Consider the following 17,680-nt stretch of genomic DNA (forward strand, 5'->3'; position numbering starts at 1 on the left):
CAGATGACCCTTGTTGACGGGCGTCGCCTTATTTAGATTGCGATCTAAATCTATCCATGCTATAGATGTCAAGTGAAATCTATTTACGAGGTCGATCATGAGAGTTAGTCGCGCCCAGGCGGAGGCAAATCGCGAAGCGGTCATCAATGCGGCGAGCCGGCTTTTTCGGGAGCACGGCTTCGACGGCATCGGGCTCAAGGATCTGATGAAGGGGGCCGGCCTGACCCAGGGTGGATTCTACAAGCAGTTCGATTCCAAGGACGATCTTGCGGCACAGGCATCGAGGCGAGCTATGGAACAGGCGACCCGACGATGGTCGGCCGTTGCTGCCGCAAGTCCCGACGCCCTGGAGGCCTTGATTGAGCTCTACCTGTCGATGGGACATCGTGAAGAGAAGAGCGACGGTTGTCCCTTGGTGGCGCTTGGCGCTGATGCGGCACGACAAAGCGAGGAGGTTAGGGCCCCGTTCCAGAACGGCATCCAAGCGCATCTTCAAATTCTCGAAGAACTGATGCCGGAGGCGGAAAGCCCAAACACTGGCAAGGCCATGGCGATGCTGTCGCTGATGGTGGGTGCCGTGACGATCTCTCGTATCCTGAATGATGAAGAGATGGCGGAGCGGTTTCTCAACGTAGCAGCCGACGAAGTCCGGCGGATCGCCGCCTCCGCCAGAAGCGCATGAGATGTCCACTTCCCGCCAATGGCGTGATTGCCTCACGCGTTTGCAGGATGCCTTCCCGGACACGTCCCCGCGCGCCTGGGGCACGTCACGAGATCACACGGACGAGACTATTGCCAAGTGAATAAGCGGCAATAGCCGATCGAGCGTCTGCACGGCGTGCAGACGGATGACACAAAAATGACAGTTGGAGATCACATGCGTCGTATCGTTATCACAGGCATGGGAGCAGTCAGCCCCCTCGGAGCCAACGTGACGACTTCCTGGTCTCGGCTCTTGTCTGGGCGTTCGGGCATCCGACGGCTCCCGGACGAGGTCGTGGGGGACCTGCCGGCGAAGATCGGCGGGACCGTTCCCTCTCTTGAACAAGACCCCGAAGCTGGTTTCGATCCGATTACCGTCTTTGCTCCAAAGGATCAGCGCAAGGTCGATCGATTCATTCTCTTCGCACTGGCGGCGGCGGAAGAGGCGCTTGCTCAGTCGGGATGGAAGCCGGTCTCGGAAGCTGACCGGGTCCGAACCGCGACGATCATCGCGTCGGGCATCGGCGGGTTCCCCGCCATCACTGAAGCGGTGCGAACGGTCGATCAGCGCGGTGTCCGACGTCTTTCACCGTTCACCGTGCCATCTTTCCTGGTGAACCTGGCTGCGGGTCAAATCTCCATCCGTTACGGCTTCAAAGGACCGATCGGCGCACCGGTGACCGCGTGCGCGGCCGGCATTCAGGCGATCGGCGATGCGGCCCGTCTCATCCGCGCGAATGAAGCCGACATCGCGGTGTGCGGCGGAACGGAAGCATGCATGAATGTCGTCAGTCTCGGCGGTTTTGCCGCGGCACGCTCTCTTTCGACGGGGTTCAATGACACACCCGATCAGGCCTCGCGGCCCTTCGACATGTTGCGCGACGGCTTCGTCATGGGCGAAGGGTCCGGCATCCTGGTTATCGAGGCATTGAGTCACGCGCTTGCGCGCGGTGCGAAACCCCTCGCCGAGCTCGTCGGCTACGGCACGACAGCCGACGCCCACCACGTCACTTCCGGTCCCGAGGACGGCGACGGCGCGCGCCGCGCGATGGAGATCGCGATTGCCCAGGCCGGAATTTCGCCGCGCGAGATCCGCCACCTCAATGCGCACGCGACCTCGACGCCAGTCGGCGACCTGGCAGAAATCGCCGCGATCAAACGGGTATTCGGCGCAGAATCCAGCGTGGCCGTCAGCGGAACGAAGTCGGCGACCGGACACCTGCTCGGAGCTGCCGGCGGGCTTGAAGCCATTTTCACGATCCTGGCGCTTAGGGATCAGACGGCCCCGCCGACGCTCAATTTGAGCGCTCCTGATCCGGCCGGCGACGCGATTGACTTCGTTGCGGACCAGGCCCGGCCAACGGAGATGGACTACGCGATCTCCAACGGCTTCGGCTTCGGAGGCGTCAACGCCAGCGCCGTGTTCCGACGATGGACAGACAAGCTTGCCGCCCGTGCCTGAAGCTTAGCCCGGCGGCATGAACGAGAGCGCTTACGCCATTTCCACACGAAATCCAGCACAAAGAAGGAAGTAACTGCAATGGACAAGACCAATCTAGGCGTTGCCCTGGTCACTGGGGCATCGACCGGCATCGGGTACGTGACGGCCAGAGCCTTGCAGAAGGCGGGCTTTCGCGTCTTCGGAACCAGCCGTCGCGCGGTCCCCGAAAGATCCGACGGCGTCTCCATGCTGACCTGTGACGTGACCGATGACGCATCCGTGGCGAAATTGGTCGAGGTGGTGCTGGCCGAGGCAGGACGTATCGACCTGCTCGTCAACAATGCCGGCATTGGTCTGCTCGGCGGCGCAGAGGAGTCCTCAACTGCCCAGGCACAGGCGCTGTTCGATGTGAACGTCTTCGGCGTCCTTCGCGTCACCAACGCGGTGTTGCCTACCATGCGGAGTCAGGGCAAAGGCAGGATCATCAACATCAGTTCCGTACTCGGGTTGATCCCGTCCCCCTATAATGCCCTCTATGCATCGACCAAGCACGCCGTCGAGGGCTATTCCGAATCGCTCGATCACGAATTGCGAACATTCGGAATTCGGGTGGCGCTGGTCGAGCCCGGCTATACCCGCACCACCTTCGAGGAAAACCTGACAAAACCCGATCGTTCCCTTGCCGTCTACGATGCGGTGCGCGCTGACATGGAAGTGCAGATGCGGAAGTGGGTTGAAACAGGCGACGCCCCCGAGGTCGTGGCAGAGACGGTTGTCAAAGCGGCAACGGCCAAGGCGCCGAGAAGACGTTACACCGCGGGAAAACTGGCCGGCCAAGTTCGCTTGCTGCGCCGTTTCGTCCCCGAATCCGCGTTCGACAAGAGCTTGCGGAAACAGGCCGGGCTGCCGGTCTGACGTCGACAACATGCGTTTCGCGCGAGTCAAGACAGTCGAACGAGGCGAAACGCTTGAGGCTCTCGCTAGCCCCGCCTGCAACCGAGCTCGTCTCTTCCACATTCACGAAAGGACATGCCATGAAGATCGGAATCATACCGAAGCAAATCAAAAACAACCGCCGGTTTCGGAGTTCGCAGTTCTCCTTAGATGCTGTTGAAAGAACAACTTGAAATCCTGGAAACTGTCGAAGCCAAGGGCGGTAGCAAGGCGCGTGACCGAGGTGGGGGAGACGGAGCAAACGGCAGCGATCGAACGAGCGCTGCCGAAGGCGATGACATCCGGCCTTGCAAGCGCCAGACGAGCGACCTGCTCGAGTTGTTTGGGAAGCCTAAGGGACCTGGAAGCGAACATGCCCTTAAGCTCCATGACGTCAGTCGGAGGTTTTGTCACCTCGCTCGTTTTCATGACCGCCTCCATTCCTCGCCCTTTGTTACAGCGCGATGGCTGCCTTCCGTGAGACAGACTCAATGCAGGCCAGCGCGATGCTGAGCGCATTGCGCGCATCGATGCCGGTCGGTCCTTCGGTGATCTCGCCGCGACGAACGGCGGTTACGAAGGACGCGAGCTGCGCTGTGTAACCGTGGACAAAATGGTCGGTGTCGCGACGCCAGGTCTCGCTCGACACGCCGTCCTTATCGAACAGCCTCATGCTGGAACGACGGACGTCTCCCATTGTCACCATGCCGCCGGAGCCGAAGACCTCGCCGCGGATGTCGTAGCCGTACATGGCGCAGAAGTTCGCCTCCGCGACAGCGATCGAGCCATTGTCAAAACGGATCGTGACGACCGCCGTGTCGTGGAAGCCCTTGTCGGCGAAATCCGGACGAACCAACGCGTCGGCAACGGCCGTAACCTCGACCGGCTTGGCATTCGGGTTCAGCCAAAGCAGCGTGTCGAAATCGTGGATCAGCGTTTCGTAGAAGATCGTCCACTGCGGGATTTTGGCGGGGTCGGCACCGAACGGACCGGGGTCGCGGGTGAGCGACCGGAGCAACTGAGGGGTGCCGATCCTTCCGCCATCGATCGCGGCTCGTCCTTCCGAAAAGGCCTGATCCCAGCGGCGGTTGAAGCCGACCTGAAGCGGAACGCCGGCAGAGCGTGCCGCCGCGATCGCCCGGTCGGCATCCTCCAAGGTCAACGCCATCGGCTTCTCGCAAAAGATCGCTTTGCCGGCTTCGGCGGCCTGCACGAGAATGTTGGTATGAAACCGCGCCGGCGTGGCGATGATCACGGCATCGAGATTCGGGTGGGCGAGAAGATCCGCGACATCCGTGTAAGAGCTTTCAACGGCGAGCTTGCCGGCGAGACCGGCCGCAGCCCCTGGCGCGGGATCGGCAATGGCGACGAGCTCGGCGTCGACGAGGCGGCGTGCGACGGTCTCACCATGGAAAGAACCGATGCGGCCGGCACCAATGAGGCCGACATTGACGGCTTTGTTCTTGGGCATTGTATTGATCCTGTCAGGGTTGAAAAATGTCAGATGGTGAATGCGGTGCGGAACGCTTCGAGCGCCGCTTCGGGGTCGCCGGCCGCCCAGGCTTCCATGCCGATCGGGCCGGAATAGCCCATGGCATTCAGCGCCTTGGCGATGCCGTTCCAGTTGACCTCCCCGGTACCCGGCTCGCGGCGGCCCGGCACGTCGGCCACCTGGATCTCGCCGATCCAAGGCAGGCACTTACGGCAGAGTTCGATCAGATTCCCCTCGCCGATCTGGGCATGATAGAGATCGAGATTGAGGCGGAGCCGCGGATGATCGACGCTTGAGACCAGCGCCAGCGTGTCCTCGGCGCGGCCGAAGGGTACGCCGGGGTGATCGACCGGCAGGTTGAGGTTTTCGAGGGTGAAGGTGACGCCTTCCTCCTCAGCCATATCCACGACACGGCAGAGGGTATCGCGCGCCTTCAGCCACATCGCGCCGGTGACGACTTCGATAGGCTGCACGGGCAGGCCTCTGTCACCCAAGCCTGTGCCATGCAGGTTGAGCCGCTGGACGCCGAGCCGTTTTCCAACCTGTGCGGTCTTGCGCGCTGTCCTCAGAAGTTCTGCCGCACCGTCGTCGTCCGTCAGACGGCCGGTCAGATACCCGTTCATGATCGTGAAGGTCGCGCCGGTCGCTTCCAGCTTGTTGAGATCGTGTTCCGGCCAGTTCCAGAGACCGACCCCGAAACCCATTTCCTTGAGGCGCGCGGTGCGCCACTCGATCGGCTTATCGCGCCAGAGCATTTCCGCGCAGGCTGCGAGCGGGAAAGGAGAAGTCTTGGGTGCACTCATTGGTTAGTGTTCCGTATTTTTGGGTATGACGATGGGTGGCGCGCGGCGCATAGGCGCCGCACCGGCATGCACGCGAACGGCTTTCGATCAGATCGTTCCGCCGAGCTCTTCGGACAGAGACTGCAGCTCCTTGCCGCCGGCCATCAGGTTCTGCAGTTCGTCGATACCGATCTCGTGCTTGGCATAGGTTCCAAGCGTCTTGCCGCGATTGAGCACCGTAAAGCGGTTGCCAACAGCATAGGCGTGACGAACATTGTGGGTGATGAAGATCACGCCGAGGCCCTTGGTTCGGACCTGGTTGATATACTTCAGCACCATCGACGTCTGGGCGACGCCGAGCGCCGATGTCGGTTCGTCGAGGATCAACACCTTGGCGCCGAAGTAAACCGCACGGGCGATCGCCACACATTGCCGTTCGCCGCCCGATAGCGTGCCAACCGCCTGCTGCGGGTCGCGGACATCGATGCCGATCTTGTGCATCTCGTCACGCGTGACGTTGTCGGCCTCATCCATGTTCATGCGCTTGAAGGGGCCGAAGCCGATCAAGGGCTCCCGCCCCATGAAGAAGTTGCGGGTGACCGACATCAGCGGGATCATCGCAAGGTCCTGATAGACCGTGGCAATGCCGGCATCGAGTGCGTCGCGTGGGCCGGAGAACAGCTGAGGCTGGCCGTCGACCAGGAAATCGCCCGAGGTCGGCTTGTGCACGCCTGCAAGCGTGTTGATCAGGGTCGATTTGCCCGCGCCATTGTCGCCAAGCAGGCATAGAACCTCGTTGCGATTGACGCTCATGGACACGCCGTTGAGGGCGATGACGGAGCCGAAATGCTTGACGAGGTTCCTGACCTCTATGAGGGGCGTCTGAGATGTGCTCATCAGCGTTCTCCCGTGACGCGTTTGCGGATGACGTTGTTGAAGACGACGGCGGTCAGCAGCATGCCGCCGAGGAAAACGAGGTACCAATCCTGGTCGATCGAGGTGTAGGTCAGACCAATCAGCACCATGCCGAAGACGATCGATCCGAAGAACGCCCCAATGGCGGAGCCGTAGCCGCCGGTCAGCAGGCAGCCGCCGATGACCGCCGCGATGATTGCCTCGAACTCTTTTTGAAAGCCGCGACGGGCGTCCGTCGAGCCGGCGTCGAGCACGGTAAGGATGGCGACCAGCGTGGCGCAAAGAGCGGTGACGACGAAGAGCGTGGTCTTGACCCTCGCCACCGGCACGCCTGACTTCCGCGCTGCGCGCGGATCGCCACCGGATGCGAAGATCCAGTTGCCGAAGCGCGTCCTCAACAGGATCCAGGTGGCAAGGAGCGCGATGGCGATGAACCACAGGATCTCGACGGGGATGCCGGACACCCTCGGCGCGCCGTTTGGAAAGGTGTCGATAATTTCCGCTTGCGCAAGCCAGGTGAACAGTCCGGGGAAGGCGTCTCCAGAGAACAGAGGGGCCAGCGGACTGCCGGCCACTGCTTCCTTCATGCCGCGAAGCTGGGTCGCGCCACCGCTTGCCCATTTCAGGCCGACCAGCGTCAGGCCGCGCAGAATGAAAAGGAAGGCCAGCGTCACGATGAAGGACGGAAGGCCGGTGCGCATGGTGAGCTGCGCGTTGGTGACACCGATGAACACGGCAAACGCGAGCGCCACGAGAATGGCGACGCTGAGCGGCATCTGCCAGACGACGAGCGCCGCGCCGAAGACCAGCCCCGCAAAGGCGACCATCGAGCCGATCGAAAGGTCGAACTCGCCGCCGATCATCAGAAGGGCTGCGCCGATGGCGAGAATGCCGAGTTGGGCAGCCGGGGCCATAAAGTTCATCACACCCGCCAACGTGAACATGGCGGGATTGGCGGTGAGCAGGAAGAAGATGGTCACGAGCACTAGACCGGCCACAGCGCCGAGTTCGGGACGCCGCAGAATGGCAGTCAATGTCGAAACCTTTTTCAGCCGCTCATCGGGTCCGACAGCAGACCCGTTCTGTTCGTTGGCTAGACTCATGGTTCGTTCCTTAGATCTCGGTCGTCATGCGTACGCGCGACGACCGCCTGCGAACCGAAGTCTCGCGTCGGCCGAATGCGCGGTGACAGGGGCAGCCCCCGTCCGGGACGGGGGCTACCAGGCTCCGCCTTAGCGGATGCCCTGCGAGGATTTCTCGATCACCTGCGCGGCGGTCTCGGAGGTCACGAAGCTAGGACCCGAAGCCACGTTGCCGGCCGGGATCGTGCCGTAGCGCGCATTGAGCGCCAGGAACGTCACTGGCAGATATCCCTGTAGATAAGGCTGCTGATCGACCGCGAACAGCGCCTTGCCGTCGGCCACCGACTGGAGGAAGCTCGCCGAAAGATCATAGGAGGCGACCTTCACCTTGTCGCCGACACCCATCTTTTCCACGACCGCCACTGCCCGCTCACCGACGAGCGGAGCCGAAAGGCCGAGTACGACATCGATCGACGGGTCGGAGGTGAGAGCCGCCTGGATCTTCGATTCGATCTCGGCGGGATCGGAGCTCGTCGGCAGTACGGTGACCTTGCCACCCTCGAAGCCCTGTTCCGTACCGGCACAACGCTGGTCGAGAGCAACGTTACCAACTTCCTGGTTGACGCAGAGGACGTGCTTGAGGCCGAGCGACTTCAACTTCTCGCCGACCTTGATACCAGCCGGCATCTCGTCTTGTCCGACATGCAGCTTGATGCCGAGTTTTTCGGCTGCGGAGATGCCGGAGTTCATTGATATGACCGGAATGCCGGCGGCGACTGCCTTCTCGATCGCCGGGCCAAGCGCATCCGGATCCGGGTTCGAAATGACGATGCCCGCGGGGTTCTGGTTGACAGCAGCTTCGATGAGCTGTGCCATCGCCACCATGTCGAAGGTCTCCGGCGCGCGATAATCGACCTGGACGTTGCTGTCCTTGCCGGCCTGCATGATGCCGTTCTTCACGATCGACCAGAACGGATCGGACGCCTGTCCGTGCGTCACGGCGATGATGGTGGGCTCCTGAGCTTTCGCGCTCACGGCCGCCGAGGTGGCGACGCCGAGTACGACCGCGCCGAATGCGAGCTTTTTCAATAGGGATTTCATTTGTTCCTCCTCCTTCGCCGTCCACTCCACAGGATAGCGAGAAAAACGAATGCTACCGGGTGCATTTCGTTTTGCTACCGGGTGCAAACGGGTGCATATTATCCTTGAATGGCGTAAAAGCAAGCATTCATTTCACCTGAATCAAAAAATGGAATATCCGTTCCATTTCACAGGGAGGCTCTATGCGCAAGCGGGCGACAGCGAGGGAAGTGGCGGATGCCGCCGGTGTCTCGAAGTGGACGGTCATACGGGCTTTCACGCCGGGCGCATCGATCGCGGAGGAAAGCAAACGCAAAGTCCTCGAAGCGGCCGCGGCGCTCAACTACACTCCGAACCTGCTTGCCCGCAGCCTCGCGACCAACTCCACCCATCAGGTGGCTGTGTTCGTCGATGATTTCGCCAATCCTCAGAAATTACCGTTCCTGGAGAAATTGACCGAACGACTGCAGGCCGAGGGGCTGGTCGCCGTGCTCATCAATATCAACACGCACTTCGACCATGTGCACGCATTGCTTCACGCTGACCAGCGCCAGGTCGATGCCGTCATCCTGTTCGGAACGGCGTTTCGCAGCGAGACGCTGAGCGATCTGCAATTGGGCCGGGGAACGCCCCCCATGTTCGTTCTGGCGAGAGACAGCCAGATCGAAGGCGTGCCGGCAGTCACATGTGATGCCGAACTGGCGCTACGGGAGATCGTCGATCACCTCTTCGAAAGAGGTTACCGGCGTCCGGGCTTCATGACAGGTGCGACCGTCCTGTCGACAGCGCTTAGACGTCGGCAACATTTCGTCGATTTCTGGAAACATAAGGGTGTGAATGACGTCTCGGTGTTCTCGGCTGAGAAATACAGTGCCGAAGCCGGAGCCGAAGCCATCCGCAGCTATCTCGAGCAGACCGACGCCGCAGACCGGGTCGACGTCCTGATGTGCGAAAACGACATTCTGGCGCTCGGAGCGATGGATGAAATCCGCGGCCGTTTCGGCTTGCGGGTCCCGGAAGACATGGCCGTCGTCGGCTTCGACAACTACGAGCTCTGCGGGTCGTCCGCCTACAGCCTCACAACATATGATCAGCCGCGACACGAGATGGTTCAGATAATCGTCGGGATGATCACGGGACGGCTGGAGCCCGAGACCGTGACCCTGCCGGGCACCCTTATCGTGCGCAAGTCCACATGAGCTGCCGTAGTTCGCCAAGTGTGTTGCGGGAGAATACGATCTCAAACTTGCCTATCGCATCACCTGGTGGTGGCTACCACATGGTCTTCACCGCACGACCGGGCCATTCGCGATCATAGGCCTCCTTGTCGAAATCGGCCTTGGCCGCTTTGAGAAGGGCGCCGGGCGTCGGCAGCGACTTGGGATCGGCGAAGCGTTCCGGATTCCACAGTTGCGAGCGCAACAGCGCCCGGGCGCATTGGAAATAGACCTCGCCGATCGTCACGACGACGACGCTGCGCGGGTGCTTGCCGTCGACTTCGAATGATTTCGTCAGCTCGGGGTCAACGCTTACGACGGCCGTGCCGTTGATGCGCATGGTTGTGTCCGAACCCGGAACGAGAAACAGCAGCGCCACCCGCGGATCGCGGACGATATTCGCAAGGGAATCGATGCGGTTGTTGCCGCGCCAGTCGGGCATCAGCAGGGTCCTGTCGTCTGCGACGCGAACGACGGATCGATCGTCGCCGCGCGGCGAGCAATCGAGCCCGTCCGGCCCGACCGTCGCCAGTGCGGCAAAGGGCGACGCCTCGATCATCTGCCGGTATTCGGCGGTGAGTGCCGACGTCACCTTGACGATCGATGCCTCGCTGCTTTCGCCGTAGAGTGCCCTCAGTTCCTCCGCCGTCCTGACGATCGTCATGTCTCCCTCCGCCGTTCCCTTATGGTTCGGCAATTGGCATAGCATGATAGACGGATGACCGCACTAAGGCGCCATGCGTCCTTTAGGACCCTTTGGATCTGTGAATCCGCGAATTGTGCTTTCCGAAAATCGGGTCCTTTTGGCCGAGCCTTAGGCGATCAGGCCGAGATGCACTTCGTTCTCCTCATCGAGAAATGCCGTCACCCTGTCGATCACCGGCTCAGCCGATAGGATGCGGCGATGGCCGAGGCCGTTGGCCCAATGCAGGTCGACACTCGGCCCCGCATCGCCATAACGGCGGGCGTGATAGGCGGGGACCTCCTTGTCGTCTTCGGCGTGAACGACCAGCGTCGGCACCCTCAGTGCGCCGAGGATCCTGGCACCATCGAAGCCTTCGATCCGGCGTCCGGAGAGCCGTTCGATCATGCATTCGAAGGCCGCCTGCGCGGCCGGTGCAAGGGCCAGCATCCGGCCGAAGCCTTTGACGAGCCAGTTCATTTCGCTTGGGGCGCCGATCAGCACCAGCTTTTCCGGTACGTGTGGCGGCACGTCGCACACTACCGCTCCCGCGGCGCAGGCAAGCGCGGCTCCGCCGAAGGAATGGCCGATGGCTGCATCGAAACCGTCGAAGTGACGCCAGGCCGCATCGACCGCCCTCACCGCCTGGATCATGGTCAGCGCGCGACCGGGCGAGGCGCCGTGTCCCGGCCAATCGAGGGCCACCACTTCCACGCCGGCGAAAAGCAGGCCGTCGATCAAGGTTGCGAGATAGTCGCTCCGCGATCCCCAGCCATGCACGAGCAGAACACGCGGACCCCGGCTGCCTGCCGGGCGCCCGAAATGGTGCGCGACGACCCAGCCGCCCGCGATCGACAGCGTGACGCTCCGCGAGAGCGCCATGACCGGCGATGCGGCCATCAACAGCGCCTTCTCCTTGCCGTTCTTCGGCTTGCGGCCCGGTGTGCGGCAGAATATCCGGAAGGCGATCTTCCCCGCCTTTTCCGGCGAGACCGCGGAAACGGCCTTCAACGAGAGGCGGATGACCTTGGTCGCAAAGGATGCCATAGTGAAACCCCGCAAACGTTCAACACTGAACATATTTGTACAACGATGAACAAAAAGCAAGCGACGACCGAACGCGCTCACTTTCCCTGGGACCATCCGCGCTTTCGCAGCTGGATCGCCGTGGCGCGCGCGTGCCAGTTGATGCAGCAGACGCTGACGCGCCGGCTGGCCCATCTCGACGTCAAGCCGCCGCATCTCGACATCCTGGTGAACCTCTATCGTTTCGACGGCATCAGCCAGCAGGAGCTCGCCCGCAAGCTGCTGGTTGGGCGATCCAACATGAGCATGCTGCTTCCGCAATTGCAGAAGCGGGGCCTCATCGAACGCCGCGGCGACGCCAGGGACAGGCGCGTGTTGCGCCTATCCCTGACGCCAGCCGGACGGACACTGACGGAAGCGGCGATGGAGATTCAGACGGCGCTCATCGACGATTCGCACCGCGGGGCCCCGATCGAGGACTGCATCAGGGTCGCAGAATCGATGGAACGGATAATTGCCCTCCTGCTCAACGAGGACAGCGCGCTGGCAGAGCCCGGCAGTAACGCCTGATCAGCGCGGCTTCTCGGTCTGGTCGCGCGACATGCCCTTTTCGGCAAGCTCCTGCTCGTAAGCCCCGAATAGCGCGTCGCCTCGCTCGCCCAACTCACGCAGATAGGACCAGGTGTAGATGCCGGTGTCGTGGAAATCGTCGAAGCCGATCCGCACCGCGTAGTTCCCTGTCGGCTGCACCGAAATGATTTGCACATTGCGCTTGCCGGGCACGGTCACGCGCTGGCCAGGCCCATGCCCCTGCACTTCGGCCGAGGGCGAAAGCACGCGTAGCAATTCAGCCGAAAGATCGAAGGAGGCCCCGTCGTCGAATGTCACCGTCAGCCGGTGGCGGTCCTTTGATATGCGCAATTCGGTCGGCCAGTGGTCGCTCATCGTCCTTACTCCCTGCTCGTCCTCTGCTAGGAAAGCTCTACAGCGCCGTCTTATCAGACGCGCAAAGGTCGCTGTAGCTAAATTGCTGCACGTTTCCGAACATCGGCTAGGACTCCGGGAAACATGCAGTAGTAAAGCAGAATTGAACGGACGGAAATCTTTCGGGGATTGCTGTCCCTGGAATTTGAAAGAGTTTGGCGCAGCCACCGCCTTGACGCGACCCCTTTTGCTCACGACATTGGGGGCTCCGGGAGAAAAGAATTGAACACGGCCAGAATAGAGCGCGCCAGCGCGCAACCGCTCGACGACGTAACCGCCCCGATGATCGACCCCTTCGGCCGCGCGATCACCTATCTGCGGGTCTCCGTCACCGACCGCTGCGACTTCCGCTGCACCTATTGCATGGCGGAACATATGACGTTCCTGCCGAAAAAGGACCTCTTGACGCTCGAGGAGCTTCACCGGCTCTGTTCGGCCTTCATCGCCAAGGGCGTGCGCAAGCTGCGGCTCACCGGCGGCGAGCCGCTGGTGCGCAAGAACATCATGTTTCTTGTCCGCGAACTCGGCAGAGAGATCGAGGCCGGCCGGCTCGACGAATTGACGCTGACGACGAACGGCTCGCAACTGGCGAAACATGCGGCCGAGCTCGCCGATCACGGTGTCCGCCGCATCAATGTCTCGCTCGATACTCTCGATGCCGGCAAGTTCCGGCGGATCACGCGCTGGGGTGAACTGGCGAAAGTAGTGGAAGGCATCGATGCCGCGCAGGCCGCAGGCCTCAAGGTCAAGATCAATACGGTGGCGCTGAAGGGCTTCAACGACGCCGAGATCCCGGAACTGATGCGCTGGGCGCACGGGCGCGGCATGGACCTGACGCTGATCGAGACCATGCCGATGGGCGAGGTCGACGAGGACCGCACCGATCATTACCTGCCGCTTTCCGAGATGCGCGAGCGGCTGGAGACGCAATTCACGTTGGAGGATGTACCCTACCGCACCGGTGGCCCGGCCCGTTACGTGAAGGTGCAGGAGACCGGCGGCCGGCTCGGCCTGATCACACCCCTCACCCACAATTTCTGCGAAAGCTGCAATCGTGTGCGGCTCACCTGCACCGGCACGCTCTATATGTGCCTCGGCCAGAACGACGCCGCGGACCTGCGCGCCGCGCTGCGGGCCACCGACGACGACGCCTACCTGTCGAAGGTCATCGACGAGGCGATCGGCCGCAAACCGAAGGGCCACGATTTCATCATTGACCGCGAGCACAACCGCCCGGCCGTCGCACGGCATATGAGCGTCACCGGCGGGTGACGTCGGTTGTACCTCATCCGCCTGCCGGTACCTTCCTTCCCACCGATATTGCTACCCCCTCTCCCCGCCTGCGGGGAGAGGGTTAGGGTGAGGGGCAAATCAAGGCTCAGCTACGCTGCGTAGGTCGTGCCATGCCGCCCGTCGCCATGGGACACATTGCTCGTCCCCGTCTTGAAGCGCTCGATCTTTTCGTTGAGCACTTCCACCTGGCGACGCAGGCCGTGGATTTCGGCCGTGTTCTCCTCGACCATCGCCGCGTTCTGCTGCGTTATCAGTTCGACCTCGTGTACCGCGGTATTGACCTCGTTGAGCCCGCGATATTGGTCGGCGGCGGCTGCCTCGATATTGCTGACGAGGCCGTGGATCGTCGCAATGTGATCGTTGATGACGGACAGTGCGCTGCCGGTTTCCTGAACCAATTCGACGCCGCTGCGCACCTGGACGGAGCTCGCGGAAATCAGCTCCTTGATCTCGCGTGCCGCACTCGCGCAACGCTGGGCGAGCTCCCGGACCTCCTGCGCCACGACGGCGAAGCCGCGGCCCGCTTCGCCCGCACGCGCCGCCTCGACGCCCGCGTTCAATGCCAGCAGGTTGGTCTGGAACGCAATTTCGTCGATCACCCCGATGATCGTTCCGATTTTTTCCGAGGAACGATTGATCGCCGCCATGGCATCGATCGCCTTGGCGACGACTTCGCCGGAATGCTGTGCATAGGAATTCGTCTCGTCGACGGAGACGGTCGTCTGCCGGGCGCTCTCGGCCGTGGTGCGGACGATTTCCGTGAGCTGCCGCAGCGCCCGCGAGCTTTCCTCGAGGGCTGCGGCCTGCTGTTCGGTGCGGCGGGCAAGATCGTCGGCCGAGGCCGAGAGGTTGCCGGTCCCGCCGGTGATCTCTTCCGTGACGAGACGGACATCCATCAGCGTCGCGCGCAAGGCTTCGACGGCGTTGTTGTAGGTGCGCGCCATGATCACGTAGTCCGCCGGCAGGTCCTCCGCCATGCCTTCCTCGAGATTGCCGGCGGCAAGCTGCGATAGCACGTCGGAAAGCGCATTCAGCGCCTGCATCTGCTCGGCTTCGACGCGCGCGCGCTCCTCTGAGCGGAGAGCCTCTTCCCGGGCAGATAGCGTCCGCGCCGCCTCGGCCTCGCGCCCGAGGCGGACATTCTCAAGCGCATTGTCGCGGAACACGGCGACGGAGCGAACCATGTCGCCGATTTCGTCGCCGCGGTTACGCCCTTCGATCGCCACTTCGAGGTCGCCATTGGCAAGCCGCGTCATCGTCTCGGTGACGCGCTTCAACGGGCCGCGCAGCGTCTCGACGAGCATCAGCCCGCCAATGATCGCCAGCAGCGTTCCGGCGACCATCGCGATGATCGAGACGGTTGCCGAACGCTGGCTGTCCTGCTTGCCGGCTTCCTGGGCACGGCTGACGAAGCTTTCCAGCGTGCTGCTGGCATCGGCAACGAGGGCCGCCGCCTCACTCTTGGCCGCCTGCCAGCGCACGCCGACATCGATCAGCGCCGCGGTGCCCTTGTCGATATTGTCGAGCGACGGACCGAGCTTTGCCGGCAGATCACGCAAGGTTGCGTTCTTTGCACCGAGCTCCGACAGCTTATCGGCCGTTTGACGGACCGCCTCGAGGTCGGCGACGACGAGGTCGCGCTTCGCCGCCTCCAGCTTGCGGTGCAACTCGCTGATGTGAAGACGGGTGCGGTCCAGCCCCTGAAACGTCTCGCCCATCAGGTCGATCAACGTCTTCAGGCTTGCGATGTCACCGTCCATGCTGACGAAGCGCTTGGCGGCTGTTTCGGAGTTGGCTGCCCCCGCCTTGGCGAAGTCGGCCTCGTATTTCGAGAACTTGCTGAGGATGGGCACGAGCGCGTTCTTCTTCTTATCATTTTCTTCCGGCCCGGCAAGAACTGCCTGAACCTTCTCGGCCAGCACCTTGAGCTCGCCGAGCGGCTTCTTGACCTTCTCGGAGGCAATCCTTTCCGATTGGCCAATCTGCTTCATCAGATGCGGCAGCAGCTTCATCGCCTGCTCGATCTTGGCATCCGGATTGACCGCCATCGTCACCGGCAGGCGGAATTTCTTGATCCGCTCGGCTAGGCCTTGATAGGCCGCCGCATCGAACAGCAATGCCTTTGCAAAGGCCTCCTTCTCGTCCGATTGCGAACGTAGGATATCGATCTGCTTGTAGGCGTTATTGCCGTTTTTGGTCATGTCGGCGAGCGCGGCTTCCAGCGATTCCGTCACCCGGTCCCGCTCGACTTCGACCGCCCAGAGCTTATCCGTCTGGGCGCGCATCTGCCCGCCGAGGTCCACGACCGAGGCTATCTGAGCCTTGTCGGCATCCTGCGTCAGCAAGCCTTCGAGCGCCCCGACGCCCGCCTCCTGCTCATCGATCGCACCCACAAGCGCGTCGCGCCCCTCCGCACTCGGATTGTCAACGAAAGCCTGCAGGGCGCTTCTGAGTGCCTGGAAGTCCGAAAGATTGTTGATCGTTTCACGCGTGACCGTCATGTGCCCGTTGAGCGTGCGAGCGGTGTAGAAGCCGACGAGGCCGATCCCGGCGATCAGCGCCACAAGCGGTATGACGAAAAGTAGGACTTTCGTAACGATGCGCAGGCGCTGCAGAAGGCGATCGATGACAGACATTGCGGACCCCAGTTCTCATTATTAAGAGACATCTCCGCGCGGCTGGCATGCGCAGCACCATGCTTTGCTCGGATGCATGGTGCCGCCGAGGGCACGGGCTGCCGCCGGGAACACCTCCCAGGCCCCAGTGCAGCACGGTATGGTCGGCTTTCCGACCGTCGCCCACCGATCGCATCATGCGATGGATTGCGGAATCGTCCGGACGATAGGCGGCGAAAATTAAGATTCCGCGAATGTATCGCGCGAGCGCATCGGCCCGAAAATCGGACCCGATTGTCGCGCCGATGCGCAGATTCAAAGAGCTACAGCGATCTTTGCGCGTCTGAAAAAACGCGCGGCGTTGTAGTGGCACGAAACGATTTGGTGCATTTGAAGGGTGATCCCGCGCAAAGGCAGGCTTGAGTTTGTAAGAAATGGCATTCAAAGCTAGGCAGTCGGGCAGCCGCAGCCGATGGATTCGCCCAGTCCCGCCGGGCACCCGCACCCCAGCCGAAGGTCTTACGCAATGCACCCCTCAGCCAATTTCCGCGGCATCATCTTCATGTGCCTGGCCATGGCCGCTTTCTCCTGTAACGACGCATTGATCAAGTCGGTGACCGGCGCGATGAATACCGGCCAGATCATGTTCGTGCGCGGCCTGCTGACCACCCTGATGGCCCTGGCGATCGCCTACCACTTCGGCGCGCTGCGCCCGATCCGCACGATTCTCCGGCCGGTGATCCTGCTGCGCATCGCCATGGAAGCGTTGGCATCGGTGACCTATATCTCGGCGCTCGGCCTCATACCGCTGGCCAATGCATCGGCGATCATGCAGGCGCTGCCACTGGCGGTGACGCTCGGCGCCGCCCTTTTCCTCGGCCAGCCGGTCGGATGGCGCCGCTGGCTGGCGATCGCGACCGGTTTTATTGGCGTCCTGATCGTGTTGCGACCGGGGCCGGAAGGTTTTACCCCTGCGGCGCTGACGGTCGTCGCCTGCGTCTTCGTAACGGCGACGCGCGATCTCTGCACGCGCCGGATCGGAACCGAAGTACCCTCGCTCTTCATCACCGTCACCACCGCCTTCGTCACGACGCTGGTCGGGGCGGCGCTCATCGTTCCGCTCGGCGGCTGGCAGCCGGTGTCGGCGACCTCCTTCACTCATATCGTCGGGGCCAGCGTGCTGTTGATGCTCGGCTACCAGACGATTGTGCTTGCCATGCGCGAGGGCGATATCTCCGTTATCGCGCCGTTCCGCTACACGGGGCTTCTCTGGTCGATCACGATCGGCATCGCTTTCTTTGCCGAGACGCCGGACCGCTGGATGCTGGCGGGCGTTGCCGTTATCGTCGGCTCGGGTCTCTATACCTTCTATCGCGAAAGCCTGCGCGGACGCCCCGCCGTCGCTCAGCGCGCCGTCACGAGCCCGCTGGAATAGG

17 protein-coding genes are annotated in these 17,680 nt (G+C 62.3%); 7 read left to right on the plus strand and 10 right to left on the minus strand.

Annotated features, from left to right (window positions below; all coding sequences use genetic code 11):
- Positions 1-97 precede the first annotated feature (97 nt).
- From SJ05684_RS08470 to SJ05684_RS08480, 3 genes are all read left to right on the plus strand, one after another.
- Complete coding sequence (locus SJ05684_RS08470; protein ID WP_034857487.1) at positions 98-682, plus strand: TetR/AcrR family transcriptional regulator; 585 nt, start codon at positions 98-100, stop codon at positions 680-682.
- Positions 683-877: 195 nt separating this feature from the next.
- A complete protein-coding gene (gene fabF / locus SJ05684_RS08475) occupies positions 878-2,164 on the plus strand; it encodes a beta-ketoacyl-ACP synthase II (RefSeq protein WP_034857486.1) in 1,287 nt (428 codons plus the stop codon).
- Between the two features lie 78 nt (positions 2,165-2,242).
- On the plus strand, positions 2,243-3,058 hold the full coding sequence (locus tag SJ05684_RS08480) for an oxidoreductase (RefSeq protein ID WP_034857485.1): 816 nt from the start codon (positions 2,243-2,245) through the stop codon (positions 3,056-3,058).
- Between the two features lie 147 nt (positions 3,059-3,205).
- Here SJ05684_RS08480 and SJ05684_RS08485 read toward each other — a convergent pair whose 3' ends face one another.
- The 6 genes from SJ05684_RS08485 to SJ05684_RS08510 all read right to left on the minus strand — a co-directional run bounded on the left by SJ05684_RS08485 (position 3,206) and on the right by SJ05684_RS08510 (position 8,448).
- Positions 3,206-3,505 (minus strand): MurR/RpiR family transcriptional regulator, encoded by a 300-nt coding sequence (locus SJ05684_RS08485; protein ID WP_034857526.1) that lies wholly within the window; start codon positions 3,503-3,505, stop codon positions 3,206-3,208.
- Between the two features lie 25 nt (positions 3,506-3,530).
- Positions 3,531-4,547: a Gfo/Idh/MocA family oxidoreductase gene (locus SJ05684_RS08490; RefSeq protein WP_034857484.1), complete on the minus strand. Its 1,017-nt coding sequence runs from the start codon at positions 4,545-4,547 to the stop codon at positions 3,531-3,533.
- Between the two features lie 29 nt (positions 4,548-4,576).
- Positions 4,577-5,371, minus strand: a complete 795-nt coding sequence (locus tag SJ05684_RS08495; protein WP_034857483.1) for a hydroxypyruvate isomerase family protein — start codon at positions 5,369-5,371, stop codon at positions 4,577-4,579.
- Between the two features lie 87 nt (positions 5,372-5,458).
- On the minus strand, positions 5,459-6,247 hold the full coding sequence (locus SJ05684_RS08500; protein ID WP_034857482.1) for an ATP-binding cassette domain-containing protein: 789 nt from the start codon (positions 6,245-6,247) through the stop codon (positions 5,459-5,461).
- Positions 6,247-7,368: an ABC transporter permease gene (locus SJ05684_RS08505; protein WP_034857481.1), complete on the minus strand. Its 1,122-nt coding sequence runs from the start codon at positions 7,366-7,368 to the stop codon at positions 6,247-6,249. The genes SJ05684_RS08500 and SJ05684_RS08505 overlap by 1 nt, the downstream gene beginning before the upstream one ends.
- 129 nt (positions 7,369-7,497) lie before the next feature.
- A complete protein-coding gene (locus SJ05684_RS08510; RefSeq protein WP_034857480.1) occupies positions 7,498-8,448 on the minus strand; it encodes a sugar ABC transporter substrate-binding protein in 951 nt (316 codons plus the stop codon).
- A gap of 182 nt (positions 8,449-8,630) precedes the next feature.
- Here SJ05684_RS08510 and SJ05684_RS08515 point away from each other — a divergent pair, with 182 nt between their 5' ends.
- Positions 8,631-9,626 (plus strand): LacI family DNA-binding transcriptional regulator, encoded by a 996-nt coding sequence (locus tag SJ05684_RS08515; RefSeq protein ID WP_095694238.1) that lies wholly within the window; start codon positions 8,631-8,633, stop codon positions 9,624-9,626.
- 73 nt (positions 9,627-9,699) lie between these two features.
- Here the strand turns inward: SJ05684_RS08515 and SJ05684_RS08520 are convergent, their stop codons facing one another.
- Together SJ05684_RS08520 and SJ05684_RS08525 are read right to left on the minus strand one after the other, a co-directional pair.
- Positions 9,700-10,308 carry a pyridoxamine 5'-phosphate oxidase family protein gene (locus SJ05684_RS08520; protein WP_034858273.1) on the minus strand — a complete coding sequence of 203 codons (609 nt, stop codon included), beginning with the start codon at positions 10,306-10,308 and terminating at the stop codon, positions 9,700-9,702.
- Between the two features lie 150 nt (positions 10,309-10,458).
- Entirely contained in the window at positions 10,459-11,373 is a 915-nt protein-coding gene (locus tag SJ05684_RS08525) for an alpha/beta fold hydrolase (protein WP_034858275.1), read from the minus strand.
- A 45-nt stretch (positions 11,374-11,418) separates the two neighbouring features.
- Here SJ05684_RS08525 and SJ05684_RS08530 point away from each other — a divergent pair, with 45 nt between their 5' ends.
- On the plus strand, positions 11,419-11,922 hold the full coding sequence (locus SJ05684_RS08530; protein WP_034858278.1) for a MarR family winged helix-turn-helix transcriptional regulator: 504 nt from the start codon (positions 11,419-11,421) through the stop codon (positions 11,920-11,922).
- Here SJ05684_RS08530 and SJ05684_RS08535 read toward each other — a convergent pair whose 3' ends face one another.
- On the minus strand, positions 11,923-12,297 hold the full coding sequence (locus SJ05684_RS08535) for a gamma-butyrobetaine hydroxylase family protein (protein ID WP_034858281.1): 375 nt from the start codon (positions 12,295-12,297) through the stop codon (positions 11,923-11,925).
- 321 nt (positions 12,298-12,618) lie between these two features.
- On the opposite strand from SJ05684_RS08535, the gene moaA reads away from it, so the two are divergent.
- Positions 12,619-13,608, plus strand: coding sequence for a GTP 3',8-cyclase MoaA (gene moaA, locus SJ05684_RS08540; RefSeq protein ID WP_050980161.1), 990 nt, complete (start codon positions 12,619-12,621; stop codon positions 13,606-13,608).
- Between the two features lie 110 nt (positions 13,609-13,718).
- On the opposite strand, the gene SJ05684_RS08545 is transcribed toward moaA, so the two are convergent.
- Positions 13,719-16,265: a methyl-accepting chemotaxis protein gene (locus SJ05684_RS08545; RefSeq protein ID WP_034858284.1), complete on the minus strand. Its 2,547-nt coding sequence runs from the start codon at positions 16,263-16,265 to the stop codon at positions 13,719-13,721.
- Positions 16,266-16,770: 505 nt separating this feature from the next.
- Here SJ05684_RS08545 and SJ05684_RS08550 point away from each other — a divergent pair.
- Positions 16,771-17,679 (plus strand): DMT family transporter, encoded by a 909-nt coding sequence (locus tag SJ05684_RS08550; RefSeq protein ID WP_034858286.1) that lies wholly within the window; start codon positions 16,771-16,773, stop codon positions 17,677-17,679.
- Position 17,680: the final 1 nt, after the last annotated feature.

The sequence above is a fragment of the Sinorhizobium sojae CCBAU 05684 genome (assembly GCF_002288525.1).
Lineage (GTDB): Bacteria > Pseudomonadota > Alphaproteobacteria > Rhizobiales > Rhizobiaceae > Sinorhizobium > Sinorhizobium sojae.